The following is a 22,919-nucleotide window of genomic DNA, read 5'->3' on the forward strand; positions in this document are numbered from 1 at the left end:
GCTTGCCCGCGCACGCCGCGCGCCGTGTGCGGCGAGTGCGGGCATCGGTGCTTTCCCTAGCAGAAACGGGCGTTTTGCGGTGCGGCCGACGGGCTAGAATCCTTACGCGCCTGTAATCGCGAGCGGGCCCGTCCGCTCGCCTGGCGCACACAAAAAATATTGGAGACAAGCATCATGGCCAGCACCGCCAAACCCATGCCGCGCCCCGGCGCGGGCACGCCTTCCGCGTTCGAGGAGGCCACTTACCGAAAGGTCGTCTGGCGTCTCGCGCCGCTTCTGCTGATCTGTTATGTCGTGGCGTATCTCGACCGCGTGAACGTCGGCTTCGCCAAGCTGCAGATGGCCGCCGATTTGCAACTGTCGGATGCCGTGTACGGCTTCGGCGCGGGCATTTTCTTCTTCGGCTACTTCATCTTCGAGATTCCGTCGAACATCATCTTGCATCGCGTCGGCGCGCGCGTGTGGATCGCGCGGATCATGATTACGTGGGGCGTCATTTCGGCGCTCACGATGTTCATCACCACGCCGACGATGTTCTACGTCATGCGCTTTCTGCTCGGCGCGGCGGAAGCGGGCTTCTTCCCCGGCATCATTCTTTATCTGACGTACTGGTTTCCGGCGCAGCGGCGCGGGCGCATCACGACGCTGTTCATGACGGCGATCGCGCTTTCGGGTCTGATCGGCGGGCCGATCAGCGGCTGGATCATGGATGCGTTCCACATGAAGAACGGCTGGCACGGCTGGCAATGGCTGCTGCTGCTCGAAGGCATTCCGTCGATCATCGTCGGCATCGTCGTGTTCCTGAAGCTCGACGATCGTATCTCGAAGGCTTCTTGGCTCACGCAGGAAGAACGCGAACTGCTCGAACGCAACATCGCGGCGGATAACGTCCAGAAGGAAGATCTGTCGCTGGGCAAGATCTTGTCGAGCCCGAAAGTGTGGCTGATGAGCATCATCTACTTCTCGTTCGTGATGGGACTGTATGGCGTGAGCTTCTGGCTGCCGACGATCATCAAGTCGATGGGAATCAAGGATGCGCTGCATGTCGGCCTGCTCTCCGCGATTCCTTATGGCGCGGCGGTGATCGGCATGCTGTACGCGGCGCGCAGCGCGGATCGTTCCGGCGAGCGTCGCTGGCATATCGCGATTCCGGCGTTGATCGGTGCGATCGGACTGGTGCTGTCGGTGGTGTGGTTCAACAACACGACGCTTGCGATGCTCGGCCTCACGCTCGCCACGATGGGCATTCTCACGACGCTGCCGCTGTTCTGGAGTCTGCCGACGGCGTTTCTTGCCGGCACCGGGGCGGCTGCGGGTATTGCGATGATCAACTCGCTTGGGAATCTTGCCGGGTTTTTGAGTCCTTATCTCGTGGGGTGGTTGAAGCAGGTCACTGCTTCTAATTCGAGTGGGATGTATATGCTCGCGGGTTTTCTCGTTCTTGGGGCTGTGCTTGTGCTTAGTGTGCCGGCGCGGTTGGTTAATCGGTAAGGTTGCGTTCCGCTTTTTTTCGCGGCAGCCTGTGATCGCGTCGGTCTTTGGCACGGCCCTTGTGCAGGGCAGTCCCAATAGACCGACGCGTAATCGCGAGCCGGCGAAAAAGAACGAAACCCGCACCGCAACGATGCACATCCCCCGTGCATGCACCAAAACCTCGCCCGCTAACCCACATCCCCCGAAGTAAAACTTCCCTGCGATTCCCCGCAAACCCCCGCCACTAGGGCAAAAGACCCCAGTTGGCATACCCCTTGCAGAACGCTCCGAGCAATCGTCATTGCTCAAACAACCACATCGGCAAGGGGAACCCAGAAATGAAACGACGCAGTCTGCTGAAGTTCGGCTCCATGTCGGGCGCGCTCGCCCTTGCGGGCCAACTTCCGATCACGAAAGCCCACGCCGCCGATACCGGTCCGATCAAGGTCGGCATCCTCCATTCGCTGTCGGGCACGATGGCGATCTCCGAGACGTCGCTGAAAGACACGGCACTCATGACCATCGCCGATATCAACAAGAGCGGCGGCGTCATGGGCCGGCAGATTCAGCCCGTCGTCGTCGATCCCGCTTCGAACTGGCCGCTCTTCGCCGAGAAGGCGCGTCAGCTTCTCACGCAGGACAAGTGCGCGGTCGTGTTCGGCTGCTGGACCTCGGTGTCGCGCAAGTCCGTGCTGCCGGTGTTCGAGGAACTCAACGGCCTGCTCTTCTACCCCGTGCAGTACGAAGGCGAAGAGATGTCCCGCAACGTGTTCTATACGGGAGCCGCGCCGAATCAGCAGGCGATTCCCGCCGTCGAATATCTGATGGGACCGGAAGGCGGCAGCGCCAAGCGCTTCTTCCTGCTCGGCACCGACTACGTGTACCCGCGCACGACCAACAAGATCCTGCGCGCGTTCCTTCACTCCAAGGGCGTGAAAGATGCAGACATTCAGGAGGTCTACACACCGTTCGGACATAGCGACTATCAAACCATCGTCGCGAACATCAAGACCTTTGCCCAAGGGGGAAAGACGACTGTCATCTCTACGATCAACGGCGATTCGAACGTACCGTTCTACAAGGAACTCGGCAACCAGGGCCTGAAAGCGACGGACGTGCCTGTCGTCGCGTTCTCGGTCGGCGAAGAGGAACTGCGCGGCATCGACACGAAACCGCTCGTCGGCCATCTTGCCGCATGGAACTACTTCATGTCGGTGAAGAACCCGAACAACTCGAAGTTCGAGAAGGAATTCTTCGCGTACGCAAAGGCGCAGAACCTTCCGGGCGGCGACAAGCGCGTCACCAACGATCCGATGGAAGCGACCTTCGTCGGCATCCACATGTGGAAGCAGGCCGTCGAAAAGGCGAAGAGCGCCGATGTCGACAAGGTCCGCACCGCGATGGTCGGTCAGACCTTCGCCGCGCCTTCCGGCTTCACGCTGACGATGGACGGCAACCATCATCTGCATAAGCCCGTGATGATCGGCGAAATTCGCGGCGACGGTCAGTTCAACGTCGTCTGGAAGACGAAGACCGCCATACGCGCGCAGCCGTGGAGCCCGTATATCGCGGGCAACGAGGGCAAGCCGGATGTCGTCAGCTCGATTCCCGCGTTCCTGCGCCGTCAGCGTGTGCGTGTCGCGTAACGCGTGACGTCGATGCAGCGAGGCCGCGCGTTTCATGCGATGCGCGCGGCCTTTCGAGTTCTAACGGAAAGGCCCACATGACCGGCTCCCTCAAGCGCGCGCTCTTTGCGCTCATCCTCGCGATGACGTCGCTCGCGGCCCACGCGCTCACCAACGACGATCTCGGCCCGCTCGCCGGCGACGACTTCGAAGCCAAGACCGCCGCCATCGACAAGCTCATTGCCAATGCCGATGCGCCTTCCATCGCCGTGCTCGGCGCGCTGTCCGATGGCTCGCTCGTCGCGACCGATAACGGTCACGTCTACATTCAGACCGATGACGGCACGAAGGACGCGATCACCGGCAAGACCGCCGAAGCGCCCGATGCGCAGCCGATCACGCTGAACAATCTGCTGCGCACGAAGGTCGCGGGCGCGTTGTCGGGGCTGCAGCTCGCATCGCCCGATACGGCCAAACGCCGCGACGCCATCGCTGCGTTGCTGAAGAACCCGGACGCATCGATGAAGCCGATGATCGACCGAGCCCGCGCCATCGAAAAGGATTCCGAATTAAAGAAGCGCCTCGACACGCTCTGGGCGATGACCGCGCTGCACGATCCCGACGTGAACAGGCGTCTCGAAGCCGCGCAACTCGTCGCGGCGCGCCATGACCTCGACATGTACGAACTGCTGCGCCCGATCGTCGCGAAGAAGGCCGACGGCACGTTCAACGAACCCGACGAACGCGTACGCAACGCGGCTCAGGAAGGCATCTACGCACTCGATTCGATTCAGCGCCGCAGCGAAGTCTTCGGCACGATCTTCGCGGGCCTCTCGCTCGGCAGCGTGCTGCTGCTCGCGGCGCTCGGGCTTGCGATCACATATGGGCTGATCGGCGTCATCAACATGGCGCACGGCGAGTTCCTGATGATCGGCGCCTATGCGACCTATGTCGTGCAGAACCTCGTGCAGCATTACGCGCCCGCCGCGTTCAACTGGTATCCGCTCTTCGCGGTGCCTGCGTCGTTCATCGCCGCGGGGCTCGTCGGCATCGTGCTCGAAAGGCTCGTGCTGAAGCATCTCTACGGACGTCCGCTCGAAACGCTGCTGACGACCTTCGGCATCAGCCTGATCCTGATTCAGGCGACGCGCACGCTCTTCGGCGCGCAGAACGTGCAGGTGACGAATCCCTCGTGGATGAGCGGCGGCGTCACCGTGATGCAGAACCTCATCCTCCCGTACAACCGTCTGACGATCCTCGCGTTCTCGCTCGCCGTCGTCGCGATCGCGTGGGGCGTGCTCACGAAGACGCGCCTCGGCCTCTTCGTGCGCGCGGTGACGCAGAACCGCCGCATGGCCGCGTGCGTCGGCGTCAAGACAGCGCGTGTCGATTCGTACGCGTTCGCGTTCGGTGCGGGCATCGCGGGACTCGGCGGCTGCGCGCTCTCGCAGATCGGCAACGTCGGGCCCGATCTCGGCCAGAGCTACATCATCGATTCGTTCATGGCGGTGGTGCTCGGCGGCGTCGGCCAGCTCGCGGGCACGGTGATCGGCGGCTTCGGGCTCGGGCTCGTCAGCAAGGCGGTCGAGCCGTTCTGGGGCGCGGTGCTCGCGAAGATCGCGGTGCTCGTGCTCATCGTGTTGTTCATCCAGAAGCGTCCGCAGGGCATGTTCGCCCTCAAGGGCCGCAGCGCGGAGGCTTGAGACATGACCGCCTCGACCAATGTCGGCACGAACCTCGACGTCACGCCGCAACCCGATCCGGGCGCGGCGCGCGCGGGCTTCGCGCTCGGCCTGCCGCCGCGCGCCGCGCTCTTGCCGAAGAAAGGCTGGCTCGCGTTGATCGCGCTCGTCATCGCGATGGTGATCTTCGTGCCCGTCAGCGCGCTCGTGCTGCCGGAAACGAGCACGTTCCATCTCTCGGCTTATGCGATGACGCTCGTCGGCAAGCTCATGTGCTACGCAATCGGCGCGCTCGCGCTCGACCTCGTATGGGGCTATTGCGGCATTCTGAGCTTGGGCCATGCGCTTTTCTTCGCGCTCGGCGGCTACGCGATGGGCATGTACCTGATGCGCTCGATCGGCCGCGAGGGGACGTATCAAAGCGATCTTCCCGACTTCATGGTGTTTCTCGACTGGCACAAGCTGCCGTGGTACTGGGAGGGCACGGAACATCTCTGGTATGCGCTGTTGCTCGTCGTCCTCGTGCCTGGCGTGCTTGCGTGGGTGTTCGGCTTCTTCACGTTCCGCTCGCGCGTGAAGGGCGTGTATCTGTCGATCATCACGCAGGCGATGACCTTCGCCGCGATGCTGCTTTTCTATCGCAACGAAACGGGCTTCGGCGGCAACAACGGCTTCACCGACTTCAAGCGCATCGCGGGCTTTCCAATCACGCATCCGGGCACGCGCACTGCCCTCTTTCTCATCACGTTCGCGGTGCTCGTGCTCGCGTTTCTCGCGGCGAGATGGATCGTCACGTCGAAGCTCGGGCGAGTCGTCACCGGCGTGCGCGACGGCGAAGCGCGCCTGATGTTCCTCGGCTATAGCCCGCTCGCGTACAAGCTCTTCATCTGGACGGTGTCGGCGGTGTTGTGCGGCATCGCGGGCGCGTTGTATGTGCCGCAGGTCGGCATCATCAATCCGAGCGAGATGTCGCCCGCGAACTCGATCGAAATGGCGATCTGGGTCGCGGTCGGCGGACGCGGCACGCTGATCGGACCGATCGTCGGCGCGTTCGCCGTCAACGGCGCGAAGAGCTTTTTCACCGCCTATTTCGCGGAGTATTGGCTGTTTTTCCTCGGCCTCATCTTCACGCTCGTGCCCTTGCTTCTGCCGAACGGCATCATGGGACTGATTGATCTCGCGCGCCGCAAGAAGGCGCATGGAGACGCTGCCGAATGACTGCACATAACGCATTGATCGTGGATTTGCCGCCGATTCCGGAGACGAGCCACAAGAACATCAACGTGTCGTCGGGCCTGGGGCATGTGCTCGCGCCCGGCGAGATCGATGTATCGCACGGCACGATCCTCTATCTCGAGGACGTCACCGTGAGCTTCGACGGCTTTCGCGCGCTGAACAAGCTGACGTTGTCGATCGATGTGGGCGAGTTGCGCTGCGTGATCGGCCCGAACGGCGCGGGCAAGACGACGATGATGGATGTCATCACCGGCAAGACGCGTCCCGACGACGGCAAGGTTTTTCTCGGGCAGACGTTCGATCTCACGCGCATGTCGGAGCCGGTGATTGCGCGCACGGGCATCGGGCGCAAGTTTCAGAAGCCGACTGTGTTCGAGAATCATCCGGTGTGGGAGAACCTCGAACTCGCGATGAAGACGGACAAGCGCTGGTTCGCATCGTTGAGGGCGCGGCTGGATGGTGCCGCGCAGGCTCGCATCGAAGAGACGCTCGAGCTGATTCGCCTTCAGCATCAGGCGACGCGGCTTGCGGGCGAGTTGTCGCATGGGCAGAAGCAGCGGCTCGAAATCGGCATGTTGTTGATGCAGCAGCCTGCTCTCTTGCTGCTCGATGAGCCTGCGGCCGGCATGACCGATCATGAAACGATGGAACTCGCGGAGTTGCTCAACAAGCTGCGTGGGTCGTGTTCGATGATGGTCGTCGAGCATGATATGGAGTTTGTTGCTGCGCTTTCGGGGGATAGCGGGAAGGTTACTGTTATGGCTGAGGGGAGTGTTCTTGCCGAAGGCACGCTCGATGACGTCAAACGGGACGAGGCCGTTATTGAGTCTTATCTTGGGCGTTAGTGTTTTATGTCGGCGTGGGTCGTCGTGGAAGCCTGTTTTCTTAGTGGTCGATTAGCGTTGCCCCTGTGCGGGGCAGTGCTAATAGACCGACGCGATCACAGGATTCCACGCAAGCGTAAGCAAACAAGCGCAGACCAAGAGACAAAGCAAATGCTAGAAGTCGAAAACCTGAACCAATACTATGGCGGCAGCCACATCCTCCGCGATGTGAAACTCACCGTCCCCGATGGAAAACTCACCGTCCTGCTGGGCCGCAACGGCGTGGGCAAAACGACGCTCCTTCGCTGCCTGATGGGTGTCGTCCCGACAAAAAGCGGCACCATCGCCTGGCGCGGCAACAAGCTCTCCTCGATGCCCACCCACGCGCGCGTCGCAAACGGCCTCGCCTACGTGCCGCAAGGCCGCGACATCTTCGGTCGTCTCACCGTCGAAGAAAACCTGCTCGTCGGAGCAGCGAGCCGCAAAGCGCCATCGAAGATTCCCGATCACATCTACGCGCTGTTCCCCGTCCTCAAAGACATGAAGAACCGCCGAGGCGGCGATCTCTCCGGCGGTCAACAACAGCAACTCGCAATCGGCCGCGCGCTGATGAGCGAGCCGCAACTGCTCATCCTCGACGAGCCGACCGAAGGCATTCAGCCATCGATCATCCGCGATATCGGCCGAACGCTTCGGCAACTCGTCGACGAAATGGGCATGACCGTCCTGCTCGTCGAGCAGTATTACGACTTCGCGCGCGAACTCGCCGATCGATACTGGGTCATGAGCCGCGGCGAAATCGTCGCGGGCGGCGCGGGCTCGGAAATGGACGCGCATGGAGTGCGCGAGCTGATCGCCGTATGATCGAGGCTCCGCTCTAGAAGAACGCATCGCTCATGCACCACGAATCGCACGCAACACTCGCCGATCCGAACATCTGGCGCGGCTCGCTCGAACTCGGCTACGCGCGTCAGCACGGCCGCACCGTCTGCGTTCATCGCAAGCACGAAGGCCCATTGCGGCTGCAACGGCCGCTCTATCCCGAAGGCGATATCTGTCATTCGGTGATCGTGCACCCGCCCGGCGGCGTCGCGGGCGGCGATCGTCTTTCCATCGACGTTCGTCTGCACCAAGACACGCACGCCGTCATCACGACGCCCGGCGCGACCAAGTGGTACAAGGCCAACGGCAAGCTCGCGACGCAGCGCATCGATATCGATCTCGCCGCGCATGCGAAGCTCGACTGGCTGCCGCAAAACAACATCGTGTTCGAATCGTCGAACGTCGAACTCGAATTCAACCTGACACTCGATGAAGGCGCGAGCGCGATCGGCTGGGACGCAATGCTGCTCGGGCGCGCCGCCGCCGGCGAAAAGTGGACGCAAGGGCAAATCAAGGCGACATCGCGTATCGCGCATCGCAATGGTTCGACGCTCTGGTTCGAACGCACGCTGCTCGATGCGCGCGATCCGCTGCGCGACTCCGCTCAAGGTCTCGCGGGCTTCCCCGCTTACGGCACGCTCTGGGCGATCGGCCCCGCATGCGACGATGCCCTCGCCGAGACCCTCGCCGCACATCTTCCCTTCGACGATGAGCTCCGCGCAGGCGCATCGTGCGTCGCGCCGGGCGTGCTGATCGTGCGCGCGATCAGCGGCTCCATGGAACCGCTGCAAAACGCACTCACCGATTGCTGGTCGCGTCTTCGTCCGCTCGTGCATGGCGTCGATGCGCGACCTCTGCGTTTGTGGACTACCTAGTACGCACCAACGAAGCGCACGCGTCTGCACATCCGTTGTGCGCGGCGATATATGCGTAACCGGCAAACGCTGACAGCATAAGAAATAAGCATCGATGGCACGACTCTCGCTTTAAGCCTTCGCTCGAGAGCCGCGCATTCCAACGCGGCCGTTCAAGACCGAAGGATCATCGATGCTCACGACTTTTTCCCGCACGCGGCGCACCGCACTCGTCGCGCTGCTGCTTTCCCTCGCGCCTCTCGCCGCGCACGCCGACGCGCTCGACACCATCGCGAAGAACGGCACGCTGCGCGTCGCCGTGCCCGAAGACTATCCGCCCTTCGGCTCGGTCGGCGCCGACATGAAACCGCAAGGCTACGACGTCGACATGGCCGCGCTGCTCGCCAAGTCGATGAACGTGAAGCTCGAACTCGTGCCCGTCAACAGCGCGAACCGCATCCCGTATCTGACGACCAACAAGGTCGATCTCGTGATCTCGTCGCTCGGCAAGACGCCGGAACGCGAGAAGGTGCTCGACTTCTCGACGGCTTACGCGCCCTACTTCCAAGGCGTGTTCGGCCCCGCCGACATCAAGGTGACGAGCCCCGCCGATCTCACCGGCAAGACCGTCGGCGCCACGCGCGGCGCGCTCGAAGAGATCGCGCTCTCGCAGATGGCGCCCAACGCGACCATCAAGCGCTTCGAGGACAACAACGCGACCATCTCGGCCTTTCTCTCGGGACAGGTGCAACTGATCGCGGCGGGCAACATCGTCGCGGCGGCGATCCTGTCGAAGAATCCGCCGCGCCGGCCGGAAGCGAAGTTCATCATCAAGGATTCGCCGTGCTTCGTCGGCATGAACAAGAACGAGCCGCGCCTGATGTCGAAAGTGGACGACACCATCGCGCAGGCGAAGAAGGACGGCACGCTCAACACGATGTCGAAGAAGTGGTTCAACCAGCCGCTGCCCGCGACCCTTTGATCGGGAGCGCGGCATCGTATGGCCTATGAACTTCAATTCGCCGATCTAGCGCAGTACGCGGGCATGTTCGCGAGCGGCGCGGCGACCACGCTCGCGCTGACCGCCGTCTCGACGGCGCTCGGCGTGTCGGTCGGCGTGCTCGGCGCCGCCGCGCGCAACAGCCGGCATGCGTGGCTCGCGGCGATCGTCGGCGCCTATGTCGAAGCGGTCCGCAACACGCCGTTCATCGTGCAACTGTTCTTCGTGTTCTTCGGCCTGCCCGCGCTCGGCATTCATCTCAGCGAATACGTCGCGGCCATTCTCGCGATGACGCTCAATCTCGGCGCGTACTCGATCGAGATCGTGCGCGCGGGCGTCGCCGCCGTGCCGAAGGGTCATCTCGAAGCGGCGGCATCGCTCGCGATGTCGCGTGGCGAGACGTTCCGTCATGTCGTGTTGCCGCAAGCGCTCGCCAAAGTGTTCCCCGCATTGACGAGCCAGATCGTCATTACGATGCTCGGCTCGGCGGTCGTCTCGCAGATATCGGTGCCCGATCTCACGTATGCCGCGAGCTATATCCAGTCGCGCAACTTCCGCGCGTTCGAGACGTGCTTCTTCATCACGGCCGCGTATCTCGTGATGGCGCTCGCTCTGCGCGCCGCATTGAACGCCATGGGCAAGCGCTTTCTGATGAACCACCGGAGCGCCGCGCGATGATCGAATTCACGCTCGCGCAGATCTTCGAGAACCTGCTGCTCGCGGCGCGCTGGACCGTCGTGCTGTCGATCGTGTCGTTCGTGTTGGGCGGCATCGTCGGCTTCGTGCTGCTCGTCATGCGCGTGTCGAAATCGCAAGTGCTGCGCATGCTCGTCAAAGGCTATATCCAGCTCTTTCAGGGCACGCCGCTTCTCATGCAGTTGTTCCTCGTGTTCTTCGGCCTGCCCTTGCTCGGCATCGACGTGTCGCCGTGGCTCGCGGCGAGCGTCGGTCTCACGCTCTTCACGAGCGCGTATCTCGCGGAGATCTGGCGCGGCGCGGTCGAAGCGGTGCCGAAGGGTCAGTGGGAAGCATCGTCGTCGCTCGCGATGAGTTACATGGAGCAGCTTCGTCACGTGATCCTGCCGCAAGCGACGCGCATCGCGGTCGGCCCGACGGTCGGCTTCGCGGTGCAGGCGGTGAAGGACACGGCGCTCGTATCGATCATCGGCTTCACGGAACTGACGAAGGCTGGCACGATGATTTCGAACGCAACTTTCCGGCCGTTTCTCGTGTATGGGCTCGTCGCCGTTATCTACTTCTTGCTTTGCTATCCGCTGACGCGCTATGCGCGCACGCTCGAAAGGAAATGGAATGCCGCTCGTTGAAACCCGCAATCTTCAGAAGCAGTTCGGCGCGAATCAGGTGCTGAAGGGCATCGACTTCGCCGTCGAGCGCGGACAAGTCGTGTCGATCATCGGGCGCAGCGGCTCGGGCAAGAGCACGTTGCTGCGCACGCTCAACGGTCTGGAGAGCATCGACGAAGGCTCGATCGAAATCGACGGCGAGCATATCGATGCGCGTCATGCCGACCTGCGCGCGCTGCGGCTGAAAGTCGGCATGGTGTTTCAGCAGTACAACCTCTTTCCGCATCTCACCGCGGGCGAAAACGTGATGCTCGCGCAGACCGTCGTCAGGAAGATCCACAGGGCGAAGGCGCGCGCGACGGCGCATACCGTGCTCGAACGCGTCGGTCTCGGCGACAAGTTCGATGCTTTTCCCGATCAGCTTTCGGGCGGTCAGCAGCAACGCGTCGCGATCGCGCGCGCACTTGCGATGAAGCCGACCGTGCTGCTCTGCGATGAGATCACATCGGCGCTCGATCCCGAACTCGTCGGCGAAGTGCTAGCGGTCGTCGAAGACCTCGCGCGCGACGGCATGACGCTCATCATGGTCACGCACGAAATGCGCTTCGCGCGCAAGGTGAGCGACAAGGTCGTGTTCATGCATCAGGGGCGCGTGTGGGAATCGGGCGCGCCGGACGCCATCTTCGAGCGGCCGTCGACCGTGGAGTTGCAGCGCTTCATCCAGTAAGCCGAAAGCCTACCGAAAGCCCCTTAAAAGCGCATGAGACGCGGCATTCCGGTGCTAGCATTGCAAAGCCCGAAACACTTTTCTCCATAGAAGAAGCCCATGAAACTCACGCCCAGAGAAAAGGACAAGCTGCTGATCTTCACAGCGGCCCTGCTCGCCGAGCGTCGCCGCGCGCGCGGCCTCAAGCTCAATCATCCGGAAGCGGTCGCGTTCATATCGGCGGCATTGATGGAAGCGGCGCGCGACGGCAAGACCGTCGCCGAAGTCATGCACTACGGCACCACGCTGCTCACGCGCGACGACGTGATGGAAGGCGTGCCCGAGATGATTCCCGACATCCAGATCGAAGCGACCTTCCCCGACGGCACCAAGCTCGTCACCGTTCATCATCCGATCCCCTGACACCATGATCCCCGGCGAATATTTCATCGACGATGGCGAGCACGAGCTCAATGCGGGCCGCGAGACGGTTACGGTCGTCGTCGCGAATCATGGCGACCGGCCGGTGCAGGTCGGCTCGCACTTCCACTTCTACGAAGTCAACGCGGCGCTCAAATTCGAGCGCGAGAAGGCGCGCGGCTTCCGATTGAACATCGCGGCGGGCACGGCAGTCCGCTTCGAACCCGGTCAGGAACGCACCGTCGAACTCGTCGCGCTGGCCGGCGATCGCCATGTGTACGGCTTCAACGCGCTCGTCATGGGCCCGCTCTAAAAAAGGACAGATATGACGCTACGCATCGGCCGCCGCGCTTATGCGGAAATGTTCGGCCCGACCACCGGCGACCGCGTGCGCCTCGCCGACACCGATCTCATCATCGAAGTGGAACGCGACTTCACGACCTACGGCGAAGAAGTGAAGTTCGGCGGCGGCAAGGTGATTCGCGACGGCATGGGCCAGTCGCAGCGCCCGGCCGCCGACGTCGTCGATACCGTCGTGACCAATGCGCTGATCCTCGATCACTGGGGCATCGTGAAGGCCGATATCGGCATCAAGGGTGGACGCATCTTCGCCATCGGCAAGGCGGGCAATCCGGACATTCAGCCGAACGTGAACATCGCGATCGGCGCGGCGACGGAAGTGATCGCGGGCGAAGGCATGATCGTGACGGCGGGCGGCGTCGATACGCACATTCACTTCATCAGCCCGCAACAGATCGACGAAGCGCTCGCGAGCGGCGTCACGACGATGCTCGGCGGCGGCACCGGCCCCGCGACCGGCACCAACGCGACAACCTGCACGCCGGGCCCGTGGCACATGGAGCGCATGCTGCAGGCCGCCGACGGCTGGCCCGTCAATCTCGGCTTTCTCGGCAAGGGGAACGCGAGCCTGCCGGAGCCGCTGATCGAGCAGGTGAAAGCGGGCGCGATCGGCCTGAAGCTGCACGAGGATTGGGGCACGACGCCCGCCGCGATCGACAATTGCTTGAGCGTCGCCGACGACACCGACACGCAAGTCGCCATCCACACCGACACGCTGAACGAAGCGGGCTTCGTCGAAACGACCATCGCCGCGTTCAAGGGCCGCACGATCCACACGTATCACACAGAAGGCGCGGGCGGCGGCCATGCGCCGGACATCATCAAGGTCGCGGGCGAATCGAACGTGCTGCCCTCTTCCACGAATCCGACGCGCCCCTACACCGTCAACACGCTCGATGAGCATCTCGACATGCTGATGGTGTGCCATCACCTCGATCCGTCCATCGCGGAAGACATCGCGTTCGCGGAATCGCGGATTCGTCGCGAGACCATCGCGGCCGAAGACATCCTTCACGATCTCGGCGCGCTGTCGATGCTTTCTTCGGATTCCCAAGCAATGGGCCGCGTCGGTGAAGTCATCATTCGCACATGGCAGACCGCGCACAAGATGAAGGTGCAGCGCGGCGCGTTGCCCGAAGACAGCACGCGTAATGATAATTTCCGCGCGAAGCGCTATGTCGCGAAGTACACGATCAATCCGGCAATCACGCACGGCATCGCGCATGAAGTCGGCTCGATCGAGCCGGGCAAGTGGGCCGATCTGGTGTTCTGGGAACCCGCGTTCTTCGGCGTGAAGCCCGCGATGATCGTCAAGGGCGGCATGATCGCGGTCGCGCAGATGGGCGACCCGAATGCGTCCATTCCGACGCCGCAGCCGGTGCATTATCGCGAGATGTTCGCGACACGCGGCGGCGCACTCGGCAAGACGTCGCTGACATTCGTATCGCAGATGGCGATGGAGGCGCGCATCGCGGATCGTTATGGCTTGCAAAAGCAGATCGTCGCGGTCAGGAACTGCCGCAATGTGACGAAGGCCGACATGATTCACAATGCATGGCAGCCGTCCATCAGCGTCGATCCGCAGACCTATCAGGTGATCGCCGACGGACAATTGCTCACATGCGATCCCGCCACCGTTCTGCCGATGGCGCAGCGTTACTTCTTGTTCTGATATGCGTACCATCGACAAACGTCTGACCGCGAAGCTTGCCGACGTCCTAAAAAAACGCGCGCCCACGCTGACTCTTCCCTTCGATGCGCGCTGCAAGAGCCGCCTCGCCGCCACGCTCGACAACGGCGAGGAAGTCGCCCTCGTCATGCCGCGCGGCACCGTGCTCGCGGATGGCGACATGCTCGTCGCCGACGACGGCGGCTTCGTGCGCGTCGTCGCGGCGGCGGAGGACGTGCTCATCGTGCGCGCGCCGAGCGTGCGTCTCTTGACGCGTGCGGCCTATCACCTCGGCAACCGGCATACGCCGGTCGAAGTCGGCGCGGAGTATCTGAAGCTCGAAGCCGATCCCGTGCTCGAAGACATGCTGAAGCGCTTAGGCGTGCTCGTCGCGCACGAATCGCAGCCGTTCCAGCCCGAAACGGGCGCGTACGGCGGCGGACACAAGCACGGCCACGACGAGACATTCAGCGAAGACTACGCGCTCGCGCAGAAGGTATTCGACGAGCATCACGGGCACGATCACGATCATTCGTCGTGCGGCCACGATCATAGTCACGATCATGGTCATCATCACCACGGCCATGCGCATCGCTGAGCTCACCGCGCTGTTGCATCTCGCGTCGCCGGCATTGCCGATCGGCGCGTTCAGCTATTCGCAAGGGCTCGAAGCGGCGATCGAGCACGGCCTGATCCACGACGGCGACAGCGCGCGCGACTGGATCGCGAGCGGCCTTTCCAGCGTGCTCGCGCGCGGCGAATTGCCGATGCTCGCGCATCAGATCGAACACTGGCGTTCGCACGACGAAGCCGCGCTGAGCGCCGCGAACGATGAATACATCGGGAGCCGCGAATCGGCGGAATTGAGACGCGAAACGGAGCAGATGGGCTGGTCGCTCGCGCAGTTGTGCGTGTCGCTCGAATGGGGCGACGAAGCACGCCGCGCGACGCTCGCCGCGATCAAGCCGATCGCGCAGCCGACCGCCTTCGCGTTCGCCGCGTTCGCGTACGATGCGGCACCCGACGCCGCGCTCGCGGCCTACGCATTCAGCTGGGTCGAGAATCAGGCGGCCGCCGCGCTCAAGGCCGTGCCGCTCGGCCAGCTCGCGGGACAGCGCATCATCGTCGCGTTGCGCGAGCCGATCGATGCCGCCGTGCGCCGCGCGCTCGATACAGCGCCTGAACAGATCAACACCTTCGCGCCGCAGCTCGGCGTTTTGTCCGCGCGGCACGAATCGCAATATTCGCGGCTTTTCCGCTCCTGAACCGACACTCCATGAACGCTCCCGCTTACTCTTCCGCCGCTCGCCGAACCAAGAAACTGCCGCCGTTGCGTGTCGGTGTCGGCGGGCCGGTCGGCTCCGGCAAGACCACGCTGCTCGAAATGCTCTGCAAGGCGATGCGCGAGAAATACGATCTCGTCGCCATCACCAACGATATCTACACGAAGGAAGATCAGCGCCTGCTGACCGTCGCGGGCGCGCTGCCGGCCGAGCGCATCATGGGCGTCGAGACGGGCGGCTGCCCGCATACGGCAATCCGCGAAGATGCGTCGATCAATCTCGAAGCCGTCGATCGCATGGTGTCGAAGTTTCCGGATGCGGATATCGTGTTCATCGAATCGGGCGGCGATAACCTCGCGGCGACTTTCAGCCCCGAACTCTCCGATCTGACTATCTACGTGATCGATGTCGCGGGCGGCGAGAAGATTCCGCGCAAAGGCGGGCCTGGCATCACGAAGTCGGATCTGCTCGTCATCAACAAGACCGATCTAGCGCCTCACGTCGGCGCGAATCTCGACATCATGGCGAGCGACGCGAAGAAGATGCGCGGCGAGCGGCCCTTCGTGATGTGCAATCTGAAGGCGCTCGATGGGCTCGACGAAGTCATCCGCTTCATCGAGAAGAAGGGTTTGCTGCTGGCTTGACGCGGAAAATCGCGTGACGACAGCGCGTTACGGCAGCGCGATCGAATTCGATATCGAGACCGCGTTCTCGCCGACCTGCACGAAGTCGCGCTTCATCGCGACTTGCCATTGCAGGAAGTTGCGGCTGTTCGATTCGCCGGGAAGCATCCAGTCGTGCAGCTCGATGATGATGACCGGAAACATGTTCAGCGCATCGCAATGGCGCGAGAACAGGTCGGCCTCCGCGCCTTCGATATCGATCTTCAGGATGAACGGCGTCGTGCCGGACGGCATCACGTCTTCGAGCGTGAGCGCATCGACGGCATAGCCTTTCTCGGTGGGCTGCTCCGCGGTGCGAAACGCCCACTCGCCGCCGCCCGGATCGTTCAGATAAAGCGTGCCGCGCTTGGCCGCGATCGCGGCGTTGAGCGGTTTGATCGACGGAAACGCCTGTGCATTCTTGTTGAGCAGCGCGAAATTCGATATATCCGGCTCGATGGCGACGATCTTCGCTTTCGGATAAGTGAGCGCGTGCCACACTGCGGCGGCGCCGATATTGGCGCCCGCATCGACGATCAGCGGATTTTCGCAAGCCTCATAGAACGCGGCGATTTCCTTCGCGCGCATGAGATGATCCGTCGCGTATTCGCGAAGAAAGAAGATCTGCCGACAAACCGAGCGATCCGCCGGACAAGGCCGGTATTCGAAGCGCCGATTGCCGGGAAGAATCAGGCCATGCGCGCCGTAACGGACGGTGCCCCATGCATCGGTCGGTCCTGGGGATGGCCGCAGCAGGCGCAACAGTCTTGGCGGCAACATGTCCTTGACGACGGACTTGATGAGATCTTGCATGCGCGTCCTCGAAGAAAATTGGAAGCACGTTCGCAGGCACCCGGCCGCTTGTTATGCGTTCGAAAGGATCGGCTCGAGGAAGTTCATTATCCTCCGAACTTACTTCTCAAGTTTCATCTGAGGAAAAGCGCAGTTGGCGGCAGGAAACAGCGAGATCGCGTCGGATCACTTCGCCGCTTCGCTGTCCTCTTCAAGCAGCGCGCTCAGCACGCTCACGGTACGCTCCGTCGCGCCGCGATGCCGCGCCGCGAACGCCGAAGCCGCCGCGCTCATCGCGAGACGCCGCGCCTTGTCGCCGAAGATCTCGCGCAGACCGCGCGCGAGCTCCTGCGGATCCTGCACGCGCAGCGCCGCGCCCGCCGCGATCGCATCGTTCGTCGCCTGCGTGAAGTTGAACGTGTGCGGGCCGATCAGCACCGGCACACCTGCCGCGCACGCTTCGATCAGATTCTGCCCGCCGAGCGGCAACAGACTTCCACCGATGAACGCCAGATCCGCGGCCGCATAATACGCGCCGAGCTCGCCCATCGAATCGCCGAGCAAGACCTGCACGCTCGCCGGCAACGGCTCGGGCACGTCCGCGCCCGAGCCCGCCGCGACGGGCTTCGGCGCCCACACCGACCGGCGCGCGCTCGTCAGCCCGAGACTCGCGATCAGCGCGGACACTTCGTCGAAACGCTGCGGATGACGCGGCACGAGAATCAGCAACGCATCGGGCACGTTGAGGGCCGAGAATGCGCGCAGCACGAGCGTTTCCTCGCCCTCGCGCGTGCTCGCCGCGACCCACACGGGCCGCTCGCCGATCGCCGCGCGCCACGCGTGACCGCGCGCGATCAGTTCGGGCGGCGCGGTCATGTCGAACTTCAGATTGCCGAGCACGGCGACATTGCGCGCGCCGAGCGCGGTGAGCCGCTCGGCATCGGACGGCGTCTGCGCGAGCACACGCGAAAAGCCGCCGAACACCTCGCGCACGGCGCGCCCGAACTTCGCCGCGCGCCGGTACGAACGTTCCGACATGCGCGCGTTCGTCAAGACGAGCGGCACGTCGGCGCGTTTGCATTCGTCGATGAGCGTCGGCCAGACTTCCGTTTCCATCACGATGCCGAGCGACGGCCGCCACGCGCGCAGAAAGCGTCGCACGAGAATGGGCAGATCGTAGGGAAGATAGCTGCGCAACACGCGGTCGCCGAAAAGCTCGACGCCGGTCGCGCGGCCGCTCGGCGTCATGTGCGTGAGCAGCACGCGCGCTTCGGGATGCGCTTTCATCAGCGCGTCGATGAGCGGCTGCGCCGCGCGCGTCTCGCCCACGGACACCGCGTGCACCCAGATGAGCGGCGCGAGATCGTCGGCGCGGCGCGGCGCGATGTGGCCGAAACGCTCGCCGATATGCTCGCGATAACCGCGCTCCTTTCGCGAACGGATGTAGAGCCGCAGCACCGCGAGCGGCGCGACGATCCACCAGAGCGCGCGATAGACGAGCCGGAGCACGGAAGCCGATGCGCCCGGCGTAGCGGCGGACGAGGCGGCGCCGCTCAAACGAGCGCCCGGCCCTTCAGGCGTTCGAGAATGCCGAGCGGCGCGTGATCGGGGCGCGCCATCGCCTTGACGGGCAGGAAGAAGGTCTGCTCCATCATGAACTGGCCGGACATCACCGCATGCGAGGTGTGATCGGAAAAGCAGACCCACACCGAGCCGGGCGGAAACGGCATCGTCTCCTGCGGCGAATTTTTCTGATAGTCGAGATCGGCTTTCATCGCATCATGCAGATGCAGCATGAGATGGTCGTACTCGCTGCGCGGCGACTTCGTGATGTGCAGCAGATTCATCAGCCACGCCGAGCCGGGCGCCTGCGCCTTGATGCCGGGCAGGAAACGCTTCGCCATGTCCTCGAACGGCTCGCCGACGCGCCACACGCGCGGCGCGCCTTTCGGATTGATGTTCGTGAACACGCGCAAGATGCGCTCGCCGTGCGTTGGCCGCGACGGGAAGGCATCGACGTGAAGACGGGCATCGTCCTTTCGCCAGGATGTTTCGCGCGTCTCGACCTGACGCAGCCTGAGGCTCGTGGGCGCGACGCGCAGCTTGCCGTCGTATTCGGGAAAGAGCCCGTCGACGAGCGAACGCGCATGATCCTGATAGCGCTTGATGAGCGAGCGCACCGCCGACTGCATCACGCTGTCGCCGAGCACGCCGTTCAACGCGCCGCCGTTGGGCGCGAGGCTGATGTTCTTGCGCTTCGGATCCGCGATGCCCGGATCGAGCAGCGAAAGCTCGCCGCCTTCGATCGGAAAGCGCAGGTTGGGGAAATACAGCACTTTGCCGTTTTCGACGCCGGCGAGCAGCGTCTCGCGCGGCACGGACAGGTTCTTGCCTTGCCAATCGCCCGAGGCGACTTCGATGATTTGAGATTCCGTCATGTGTCTACGACCTTGAGTTGCCCGCACACAGCGCAGCGCGGTGAAAACTACAGCAGGCCGAAGCCCGCGAGCGCGGTCTTCACTTCGGAAAGCGTCGGATGCCGGCTCGCGTCGCCGAGATTGACGACGTTCGGCGACCAATAGCCGCCGGTGCGCCATGCGGTCGAGAAATTGTACAACTCGACGGTCGGGCGCTTCAGCGCCGCGGCAATATGCACCAAACCGGTATCGACGCCGACGGTCGCCGCGGCCCCGTCGATCAGCCCGACGACCGCGGGCAGCGACATCTTCGGCGGCACGATCGCGGCCGCGCCGAATTCCTTCGCGAGCTTTTCGCTCGTTGCGCGTTCGGCCTCGCTGCCCCACGGCAGCACGATCGACGCGCCGCGCGTCACGAGCGCTTGGCCCAGTTCGATCCACGCGGCTTCGGGCCATTGCTTGTCGGCGCGCGAGGTGGCGTGCACGAACACGACGTAAGGCACGGGAAGATTCAGCCCGAGCGCGGAGACGGCAAGCGTCGCGCGTCGCGTGTCGAGGCCGAAGTCGATGTCGTCGGTCGTTTGCGGCCTCGGCAGGTCGAGCGCCGCCGCCACGAGTTGCCGCGTGCGCTCGACGACGTGCGTGCGCGGTTCGATCGGCACGCGCCGGTCGTAGAAAAAGCGCACCGGCCATTCGTAGCCCGCGCCGTCGGTGCGATTGCCGAGGCCGACGAGCGGCCCGCGCGCCCAGCTCGCGACCCACGCGGTCTTGATGAGACCCTGGCAGTCGATGACGAGATCGTATTTTTCGGCGGCGAGTTCGCGCTTGAACTTGCCGATTTCGCGCCAGTTCGCCGGCGACGTGAACGCCTTGCGCCAGCGCCTGAGCGAAAACGGAATCGCGCGGCGCACGCCGTGTACGAGTTCGACGAGACTCGCGAAGCTTTCCTCGACGAGCCAGTCGATTTGCGCATCGGGATAGCGGCGGCGGATGTCGGCGATGGCCGGCATGTTGTGGACGACGTCGCCAAGCGACGACACGCGGACGATCAGGATCTTTTGCACGCTGAGATGGAGAAGCGCGGACGGCGCGGCGCGGTGAGCAGGAAAACGGGGATTTTAGCGCGGCTTGCCTGCTGAACGGGCACAGTTCGTGACTTTCGCGGCGGTTCAGGTCTGAAATAATGCTGGCTGAGTGGAACTCGGACGTCGTCGCATTGGCGCGCTGCTGCTCCATAAGCCGAGAAAGATTCAGTTCTGTCGCACTGTATATTTAGTAACGCTAAATCATGATAATCAGCCCGCCGTTCCTTCCGGCTGAAGGCCTCAACATGCCCGCTGAGAAATGGAAGACCGACCCGATGATGGATGTGGTCGATACTTTCGAGTTGTCGCACAGTGGCGTATTTCCTATCGCGTTCGATCGTCGCTGGCATTGCGGCATGCACGTGGTGCCGTTCGGAGGGCTCGGCCAGCTCGAGCCCGTGCGCGCGATCGCAGACGGAGAGGTCGTCGCCTATCGCGTGTCGTTGAAGGCCATCTCGGACGGACATAGAAACGCCGATGGCACCGAGGCATTGAACAGCAACATCGGATTCGTACTGCTCAAGCATGTAACCGATACCGGTGAAGGCCGCACCATCACGTTCTATTCGCTGTATATGCATTTGCTTGATCTGGTGAAAACGAATGAATTGAGCCCGCAGCCGAACCATCCTGCTTCGGACAGCTCGCCCAATGCGCTGCCCGCGTGGCTGCTCGCCGAGACGGACGGTGTGCAGGCGGGCGCGGGCAAGAAGGTTTTTCGGAAGGATCGGTTGGGTTTTCGCGGCCGGTATCAGGGCGAGACTCATCTGCACTTTGAGATCTTCATGACCGAGGAGGATTTCATCGCATATTTTGAGCAAGACGGGCATGAGGTCGCATTAGGCGAAGCGCAGCCAACGACGCCGGCGTCGAAGGATTACTGGGGAAGCACGTATTTTGTGATTCCGGGCGGTTCGACGTTCGTCAGCGTGCCGGCGGGGTTAGGTGATCTGAAAACTAAGGGCCGCTCGCCCAAGCCGTTCTTTCCGGCTTTGGACACTGGTGCGTTGAACGAAAACAGCACGCTTTATGTCGAGACGTATTTCAATCGTGGCGAGCGCTTTATGCGTGCGTGGATTGATCGCGGAGACGGTAAGCCGGTTCCGGTGACATCCGATTTCGCACGGGACAAATTCGAGGAATACGAGTACGGCCTTTATGAGCGTGCCACTGCGCTCTATGGAACCTGTCCGAGCGAAGGCTTCGAGTTATTGCGTTTCGGGCGAATCCTGAGCACGGATACGCCGACCTTGACTGCCACTGAACAGGCTACATGGGTCTCGGTGCCGTTTGCTGAGGGCAAAACGGGCTATATCGACATCAATCAGGCCGGCATCCAGAAGCTTTCGGATGCGGACTTTCCGTCGTTCATGCACTGGCAGAAGATCGAAGATGGCAATACGCCGTTCGATCAGGATGGGCTGTGCGGATACGACACGTTGTGTCGAATTGCGGGTGCGACCGATTCGCAGCCGATTACTCCAAGCGATATGACGTCAGAATTCAGCCACGATCAGCAGGTAGCGGCGCTAGTACAGCGCGATGTGAGCGTGCGCGCCAAGCTCAAAGGGTTCATCTGTCACGCCCGGAGCGAATGGGATGCGGGCAACAACGATCAGCGCTACGGCTGGTTGAACGAGCCGGAGGGATTTTTTGGCAAACGCGAGGATACTGATCCGCACGGTTACGAGAACTTCATCAACTTCGTGAAGCGGTGTCAGTTCCTGGCGCAAACGCCGCTTGGCGAAGGAAAGAAATTTTGGTTCTTTCATCCGCTTGCGTTTATTCGGCATTTTAGGAAGTGTGGGTGGTTGAATCACAAGGAGTTCGCCAACACTTTTCCTCGCTATCCGTATTATACGAATAACGGATCGCCCGCATCAGCAATAACAACGAACAATTCAACGTATGTCATCACAAAATCCACTGCAATCGCGCGCATACAAAATCATGTAATCGCGCTGAATCAGACGATTCGAAAATATCTGGGAGCAGACGCCCGTAGAACTGCAATATTTCTCGCTCAGGTTCTGCTGGAGACTGCCCAGTGGCGGAATTTGGGAGGCGTAAGGCGATTGTTGAGTGAGTGGGGTTTCGGTAAGTACTCGGCGGTAAATCCAGCGACTCAATTTTATGGACCGTTCTACGGACGCGGGATTATGCAACTGACTTGGGCTGGAAATTTTTCAGAGTATGGAACGTATCGGGCATTGCCTGCGCACGTTGGGCCTTACGTTGAGCGACTTCCTAACTCGCCCGTCAGAATTACCGAGACCTCTGAGCACTATAATTTCAATCCTCGAGATGGCGGGATGCCTATGCGTTGGTTCCCTCGTTTCGATCCTGATCGCATTGCGGAGGAGCCTCCGTTAGCCTGTGATTCTGGAGGATTCTACTGGGTTTCAAAGGCATTCTCGCAAGGTCAGAATATCAAACGCGTCGCAGATAAAGAATACTCCGCCGATAATATTGGACTCATCAACAGGCTGGTCAACGGCGGTTTCAATGGATACAACGAACGACAGGCTTATACCATTTTTATAATGAATGAATTATGGGACGCAACGCTCGGCTATTTCCCGGAAATAATCGCGCCTACTCGACGAACCACGATTAAGCCCGATCTGACCAGGAGCAACGAATGA

General features: G+C 62.3%; 22 protein-coding genes. 18 read left to right on the forward strand and 4 right to left on the reverse strand.

Annotation, left to right across the window (positions count from 1 at the left end; translation table 11 throughout):
* Positions 1-174: 174 nt before the first annotated feature.
* The 17 genes from QCE49_RS09910 to ureG all read left to right on the forward strand — a co-directional run bounded on the left by QCE49_RS09910 (position 175) and on the right by ureG (position 15,962).
* Positions 175-1,491 carry an MFS transporter gene (locus QCE49_RS09910; RefSeq protein WP_008342460.1) on the forward strand — a complete coding sequence of 439 codons (1,317 nt, stop codon included), beginning with the start codon at positions 175-177 and terminating at the stop codon, positions 1,489-1,491.
* A gap of 320 nt (positions 1,492-1,811) precedes the next feature.
* Positions 1,812-3,119, forward strand: coding sequence for an urea ABC transporter substrate-binding protein (urtA, locus tag QCE49_RS09915; RefSeq protein WP_008342462.1), 1,308 nt, complete (start codon positions 1,812-1,814; stop codon positions 3,117-3,119).
* A 77-nt stretch (positions 3,120-3,196) separates the two neighbouring features.
* On the forward strand, positions 3,197-4,801 hold the full coding sequence (urtB, locus tag QCE49_RS09920; protein WP_250457495.1) for an urea ABC transporter permease subunit UrtB: 1,605 nt from the start codon (positions 3,197-3,199) through the stop codon (positions 4,799-4,801).
* A 3-nt stretch (positions 4,802-4,804) separates the two neighbouring features.
* The gene (gene urtC / locus QCE49_RS09925) at positions 4,805-5,998 is read left to right on the forward strand and encodes an urea ABC transporter permease subunit UrtC (protein ID WP_250435012.1); all 1,194 of its coding nucleotides are present in this window, start codon (positions 4,805-4,807) and stop codon (positions 5,996-5,998) included.
* Entirely contained in the window at positions 5,995-6,861 is an 867-nt protein-coding gene (gene urtD, locus QCE49_RS09930) for an urea ABC transporter ATP-binding protein UrtD (RefSeq protein WP_008342468.1), read from the forward strand. The genes urtC and urtD overlap by 4 nt, the downstream gene beginning before the upstream one ends.
* 150 nt (positions 6,862-7,011) lie before the next feature.
* Positions 7,012-7,704 (forward strand): urea ABC transporter ATP-binding subunit UrtE, encoded by a 693-nt coding sequence (gene urtE / locus QCE49_RS09935; protein ID WP_008342470.1) that lies wholly within the window; start codon positions 7,012-7,014, stop codon positions 7,702-7,704.
* A gap of 32 nt (positions 7,705-7,736) precedes the next feature.
* Complete coding sequence (locus QCE49_RS09940; RefSeq protein WP_250457494.1) at positions 7,737-8,597, forward strand: urease accessory protein UreD; 861 nt, start codon at positions 7,737-7,739, stop codon at positions 8,595-8,597.
* Positions 8,598-8,769: 172 nt separating this feature from the next.
* Positions 8,770-9,558: a transporter substrate-binding domain-containing protein gene (locus QCE49_RS09945; protein WP_008342474.1), complete on the forward strand. Its 789-nt coding sequence runs from the start codon at positions 8,770-8,772 to the stop codon at positions 9,556-9,558.
* Between the two features lie 18 nt (positions 9,559-9,576).
* Positions 9,577-10,254, forward strand: a complete 678-nt coding sequence (locus QCE49_RS09950) for an amino acid ABC transporter permease (protein WP_034472752.1) — start codon at positions 9,577-9,579, stop codon at positions 10,252-10,254.
* Positions 10,251-10,901 carry an amino acid ABC transporter permease gene (locus QCE49_RS09955; RefSeq protein ID WP_008342479.1) on the forward strand — a complete coding sequence of 217 codons (651 nt, stop codon included), beginning with the start codon at positions 10,251-10,253 and terminating at the stop codon, positions 10,899-10,901. Before QCE49_RS09950 ends, QCE49_RS09955 begins: the two co-directional genes overlap by 4 nt.
* Positions 10,888-11,607 (forward strand): amino acid ABC transporter ATP-binding protein, encoded by a 720-nt coding sequence (locus QCE49_RS09960; protein ID WP_008342480.1) that lies wholly within the window; start codon positions 10,888-10,890, stop codon positions 11,605-11,607. Before QCE49_RS09955 ends, QCE49_RS09960 begins: the two co-directional genes overlap by 14 nt.
* Positions 11,608-11,706: 99 nt before the next feature.
* A complete protein-coding gene (locus QCE49_RS09965; RefSeq protein WP_008342482.1) occupies positions 11,707-12,009 on the forward strand; it encodes an urease subunit gamma in 303 nt (100 codons plus the stop codon).
* A 4-nt stretch (positions 12,010-12,013) separates the two neighbouring features.
* Entirely contained in the window at positions 12,014-12,319 is a 306-nt protein-coding gene (locus QCE49_RS09970) for an urease subunit beta (protein ID WP_008342484.1), read from the forward strand.
* Between the two features lie 12 nt (positions 12,320-12,331).
* Positions 12,332-14,038 carry an urease subunit alpha gene (gene ureC, locus QCE49_RS09975; protein ID WP_250457493.1) on the forward strand — a complete coding sequence of 569 codons (1,707 nt, stop codon included), beginning with the start codon at positions 12,332-12,334 and terminating at the stop codon, positions 14,036-14,038.
* Position 14,039: 1 nt separating this feature from the next.
* On the forward strand, positions 14,040-14,633 hold the full coding sequence (gene ureE, locus QCE49_RS09980; protein ID WP_250457492.1) for an urease accessory protein UreE: 594 nt from the start codon (positions 14,040-14,042) through the stop codon (positions 14,631-14,633).
* A complete protein-coding gene (locus QCE49_RS09985; RefSeq protein ID WP_034472759.1) occupies positions 14,620-15,300 on the forward strand; it encodes an urease accessory protein UreF in 681 nt (226 codons plus the stop codon). Before ureE ends, QCE49_RS09985 begins: the two co-directional genes overlap by 14 nt.
* Before the next feature lie 11 nt (positions 15,301-15,311).
* Positions 15,312-15,962, forward strand: coding sequence for an urease accessory protein UreG (ureG, locus tag QCE49_RS09990; RefSeq protein ID WP_034472760.1), 651 nt, complete (start codon positions 15,312-15,314; stop codon positions 15,960-15,962).
* 27 nt (positions 15,963-15,989) lie between these two features.
* Here ureG and QCE49_RS09995 read toward each other — a convergent pair whose 3' ends face one another.
* The 4 genes from QCE49_RS09995 to waaC form a co-directional block, all read right to left on the reverse strand.
* Positions 15,990-16,793, reverse strand: a complete 804-nt coding sequence (locus tag QCE49_RS09995; protein ID WP_034472761.1) for an FkbM family methyltransferase — start codon at positions 16,791-16,793, stop codon at positions 15,990-15,992.
* Between the two features lie 165 nt (positions 16,794-16,958).
* Positions 16,959-18,281 (reverse strand): lipid IV(A) 3-deoxy-D-manno-octulosonic acid transferase, encoded by a 1,323-nt coding sequence (gene waaA / locus QCE49_RS10000; RefSeq protein ID WP_250457503.1) that lies wholly within the window; start codon positions 18,279-18,281, stop codon positions 16,959-16,961.
* A gap of 44 nt (positions 18,282-18,325) precedes the next feature.
* Positions 18,326-19,210 carry a Kdo hydroxylase family protein gene (locus QCE49_RS10005; protein ID WP_175980396.1) on the reverse strand — a complete coding sequence of 295 codons (885 nt, stop codon included), beginning with the start codon at positions 19,208-19,210 and terminating at the stop codon, positions 18,326-18,328.
* Between the two features lie 47 nt (positions 19,211-19,257).
* Positions 19,258-20,253, reverse strand: coding sequence for a lipopolysaccharide heptosyltransferase I (gene waaC / locus QCE49_RS10010; protein ID WP_250457491.1), 996 nt, complete (start codon positions 20,251-20,253; stop codon positions 19,258-19,260).
* A gap of 224 nt (positions 20,254-20,477) precedes the next feature.
* Between waaC and QCE49_RS10015 the strand changes: the two genes are divergently transcribed.
* A complete protein-coding gene (locus QCE49_RS10015) occupies positions 20,478-22,919 on the forward strand; it encodes a hypothetical protein (protein ID WP_250457490.1) in 2,442 nt (813 codons plus the stop codon).

This window comes from Caballeronia sp. LZ008, assembly GCF_031451435.1.
GTDB classification, from domain to species: Bacteria; Pseudomonadota; Gammaproteobacteria; order Burkholderiales; family Burkholderiaceae; genus Caballeronia; species Caballeronia zhejiangensis.

Excerpts from the sequence above, each read along its gene's own strand:
- QCE49_RS09970 (WP_008342484.1), top strand. The coding sequence starts at position 12,014 with ATGATCCCCGGCGAATATTTCATCGACGATGGCGAGCACGAGCTCAAT.
- QCE49_RS10015 (WP_250457490.1), top strand. The coding sequence starts at position 20,478 with ATGATAATCAGCCCGCCGTTCCTTCCGGCTGAAGGCCTCAACATGCCC.
- urtA (WP_008342462.1), top strand. The coding sequence starts at position 1,812 with ATGAAACGACGCAGTCTGCTGAAGTTCGGCTCCATGTCGGGCGCGCTC.
- QCE49_RS09945 (WP_008342474.1), top strand. The coding sequence starts at position 8,770 with ATGCTCACGACTTTTTCCCGCACGCGGCGCACCGCACTCGTCGCGCTG.
- QCE49_RS09960 (WP_008342480.1), top strand. The coding sequence starts at position 10,888 with ATGCCGCTCGTTGAAACCCGCAATCTTCAGAAGCAGTTCGGCGCGAAT.
- ureE (WP_250457492.1), top strand. The coding sequence starts at position 14,040 with ATGCGTACCATCGACAAACGTCTGACCGCGAAGCTTGCCGACGTCCTA.
- QCE49_RS09995 (WP_034472761.1), bottom strand. The coding sequence starts at position 16,793 with ATGCAAGATCTCATCAAGTCCGTCGTCAAGGACATGTTGCCGCCAAGA.
- QCE49_RS09940 (WP_250457494.1), top strand. The coding sequence starts at position 7,737 with ATGCACCACGAATCGCACGCAACACTCGCCGATCCGAACATCTGGCGC.
- QCE49_RS09910 (WP_008342460.1), top strand. The coding sequence starts at position 175 with ATGGCCAGCACCGCCAAACCCATGCCGCGCCCCGGCGCGGGCACGCCT.
- urtD (WP_008342468.1), top strand. The coding sequence starts at position 5,995 with ATGACTGCACATAACGCATTGATCGTGGATTTGCCGCCGATTCCGGAG.
- QCE49_RS09985 (WP_034472759.1), top strand. The coding sequence starts at position 14,620 with ATGCGCATCGCTGAGCTCACCGCGCTGTTGCATCTCGCGTCGCCGGCA.
- ureG (WP_034472760.1), top strand. The coding sequence starts at position 15,312 with ATGAACGCTCCCGCTTACTCTTCCGCCGCTCGCCGAACCAAGAAACTG.
- urtE (WP_008342470.1), top strand. The coding sequence starts at position 7,012 with ATGCTAGAAGTCGAAAACCTGAACCAATACTATGGCGGCAGCCACATC.
- urtB (WP_250457495.1), top strand. The coding sequence starts at position 3,197 with ATGACCGGCTCCCTCAAGCGCGCGCTCTTTGCGCTCATCCTCGCGATG.
- QCE49_RS09965 (WP_008342482.1), top strand. The coding sequence starts at position 11,707 with ATGAAACTCACGCCCAGAGAAAAGGACAAGCTGCTGATCTTCACAGCG.
- QCE49_RS09955 (WP_008342479.1), top strand. The coding sequence starts at position 10,251 with ATGATCGAATTCACGCTCGCGCAGATCTTCGAGAACCTGCTGCTCGCG.
- ureC (WP_250457493.1), top strand. The coding sequence starts at position 12,332 with ATGACGCTACGCATCGGCCGCCGCGCTTATGCGGAAATGTTCGGCCCG.
- urtC (WP_250435012.1), top strand. The coding sequence starts at position 4,805 with ATGACCGCCTCGACCAATGTCGGCACGAACCTCGACGTCACGCCGCAA.
- QCE49_RS10005 (WP_175980396.1), bottom strand. The coding sequence starts at position 19,210 with ATGACGGAATCTCAAATCATCGAAGTCGCCTCGGGCGATTGGCAAGGC.
- QCE49_RS09950 (WP_034472752.1), top strand. The coding sequence starts at position 9,577 with ATGGCCTATGAACTTCAATTCGCCGATCTAGCGCAGTACGCGGGCATG.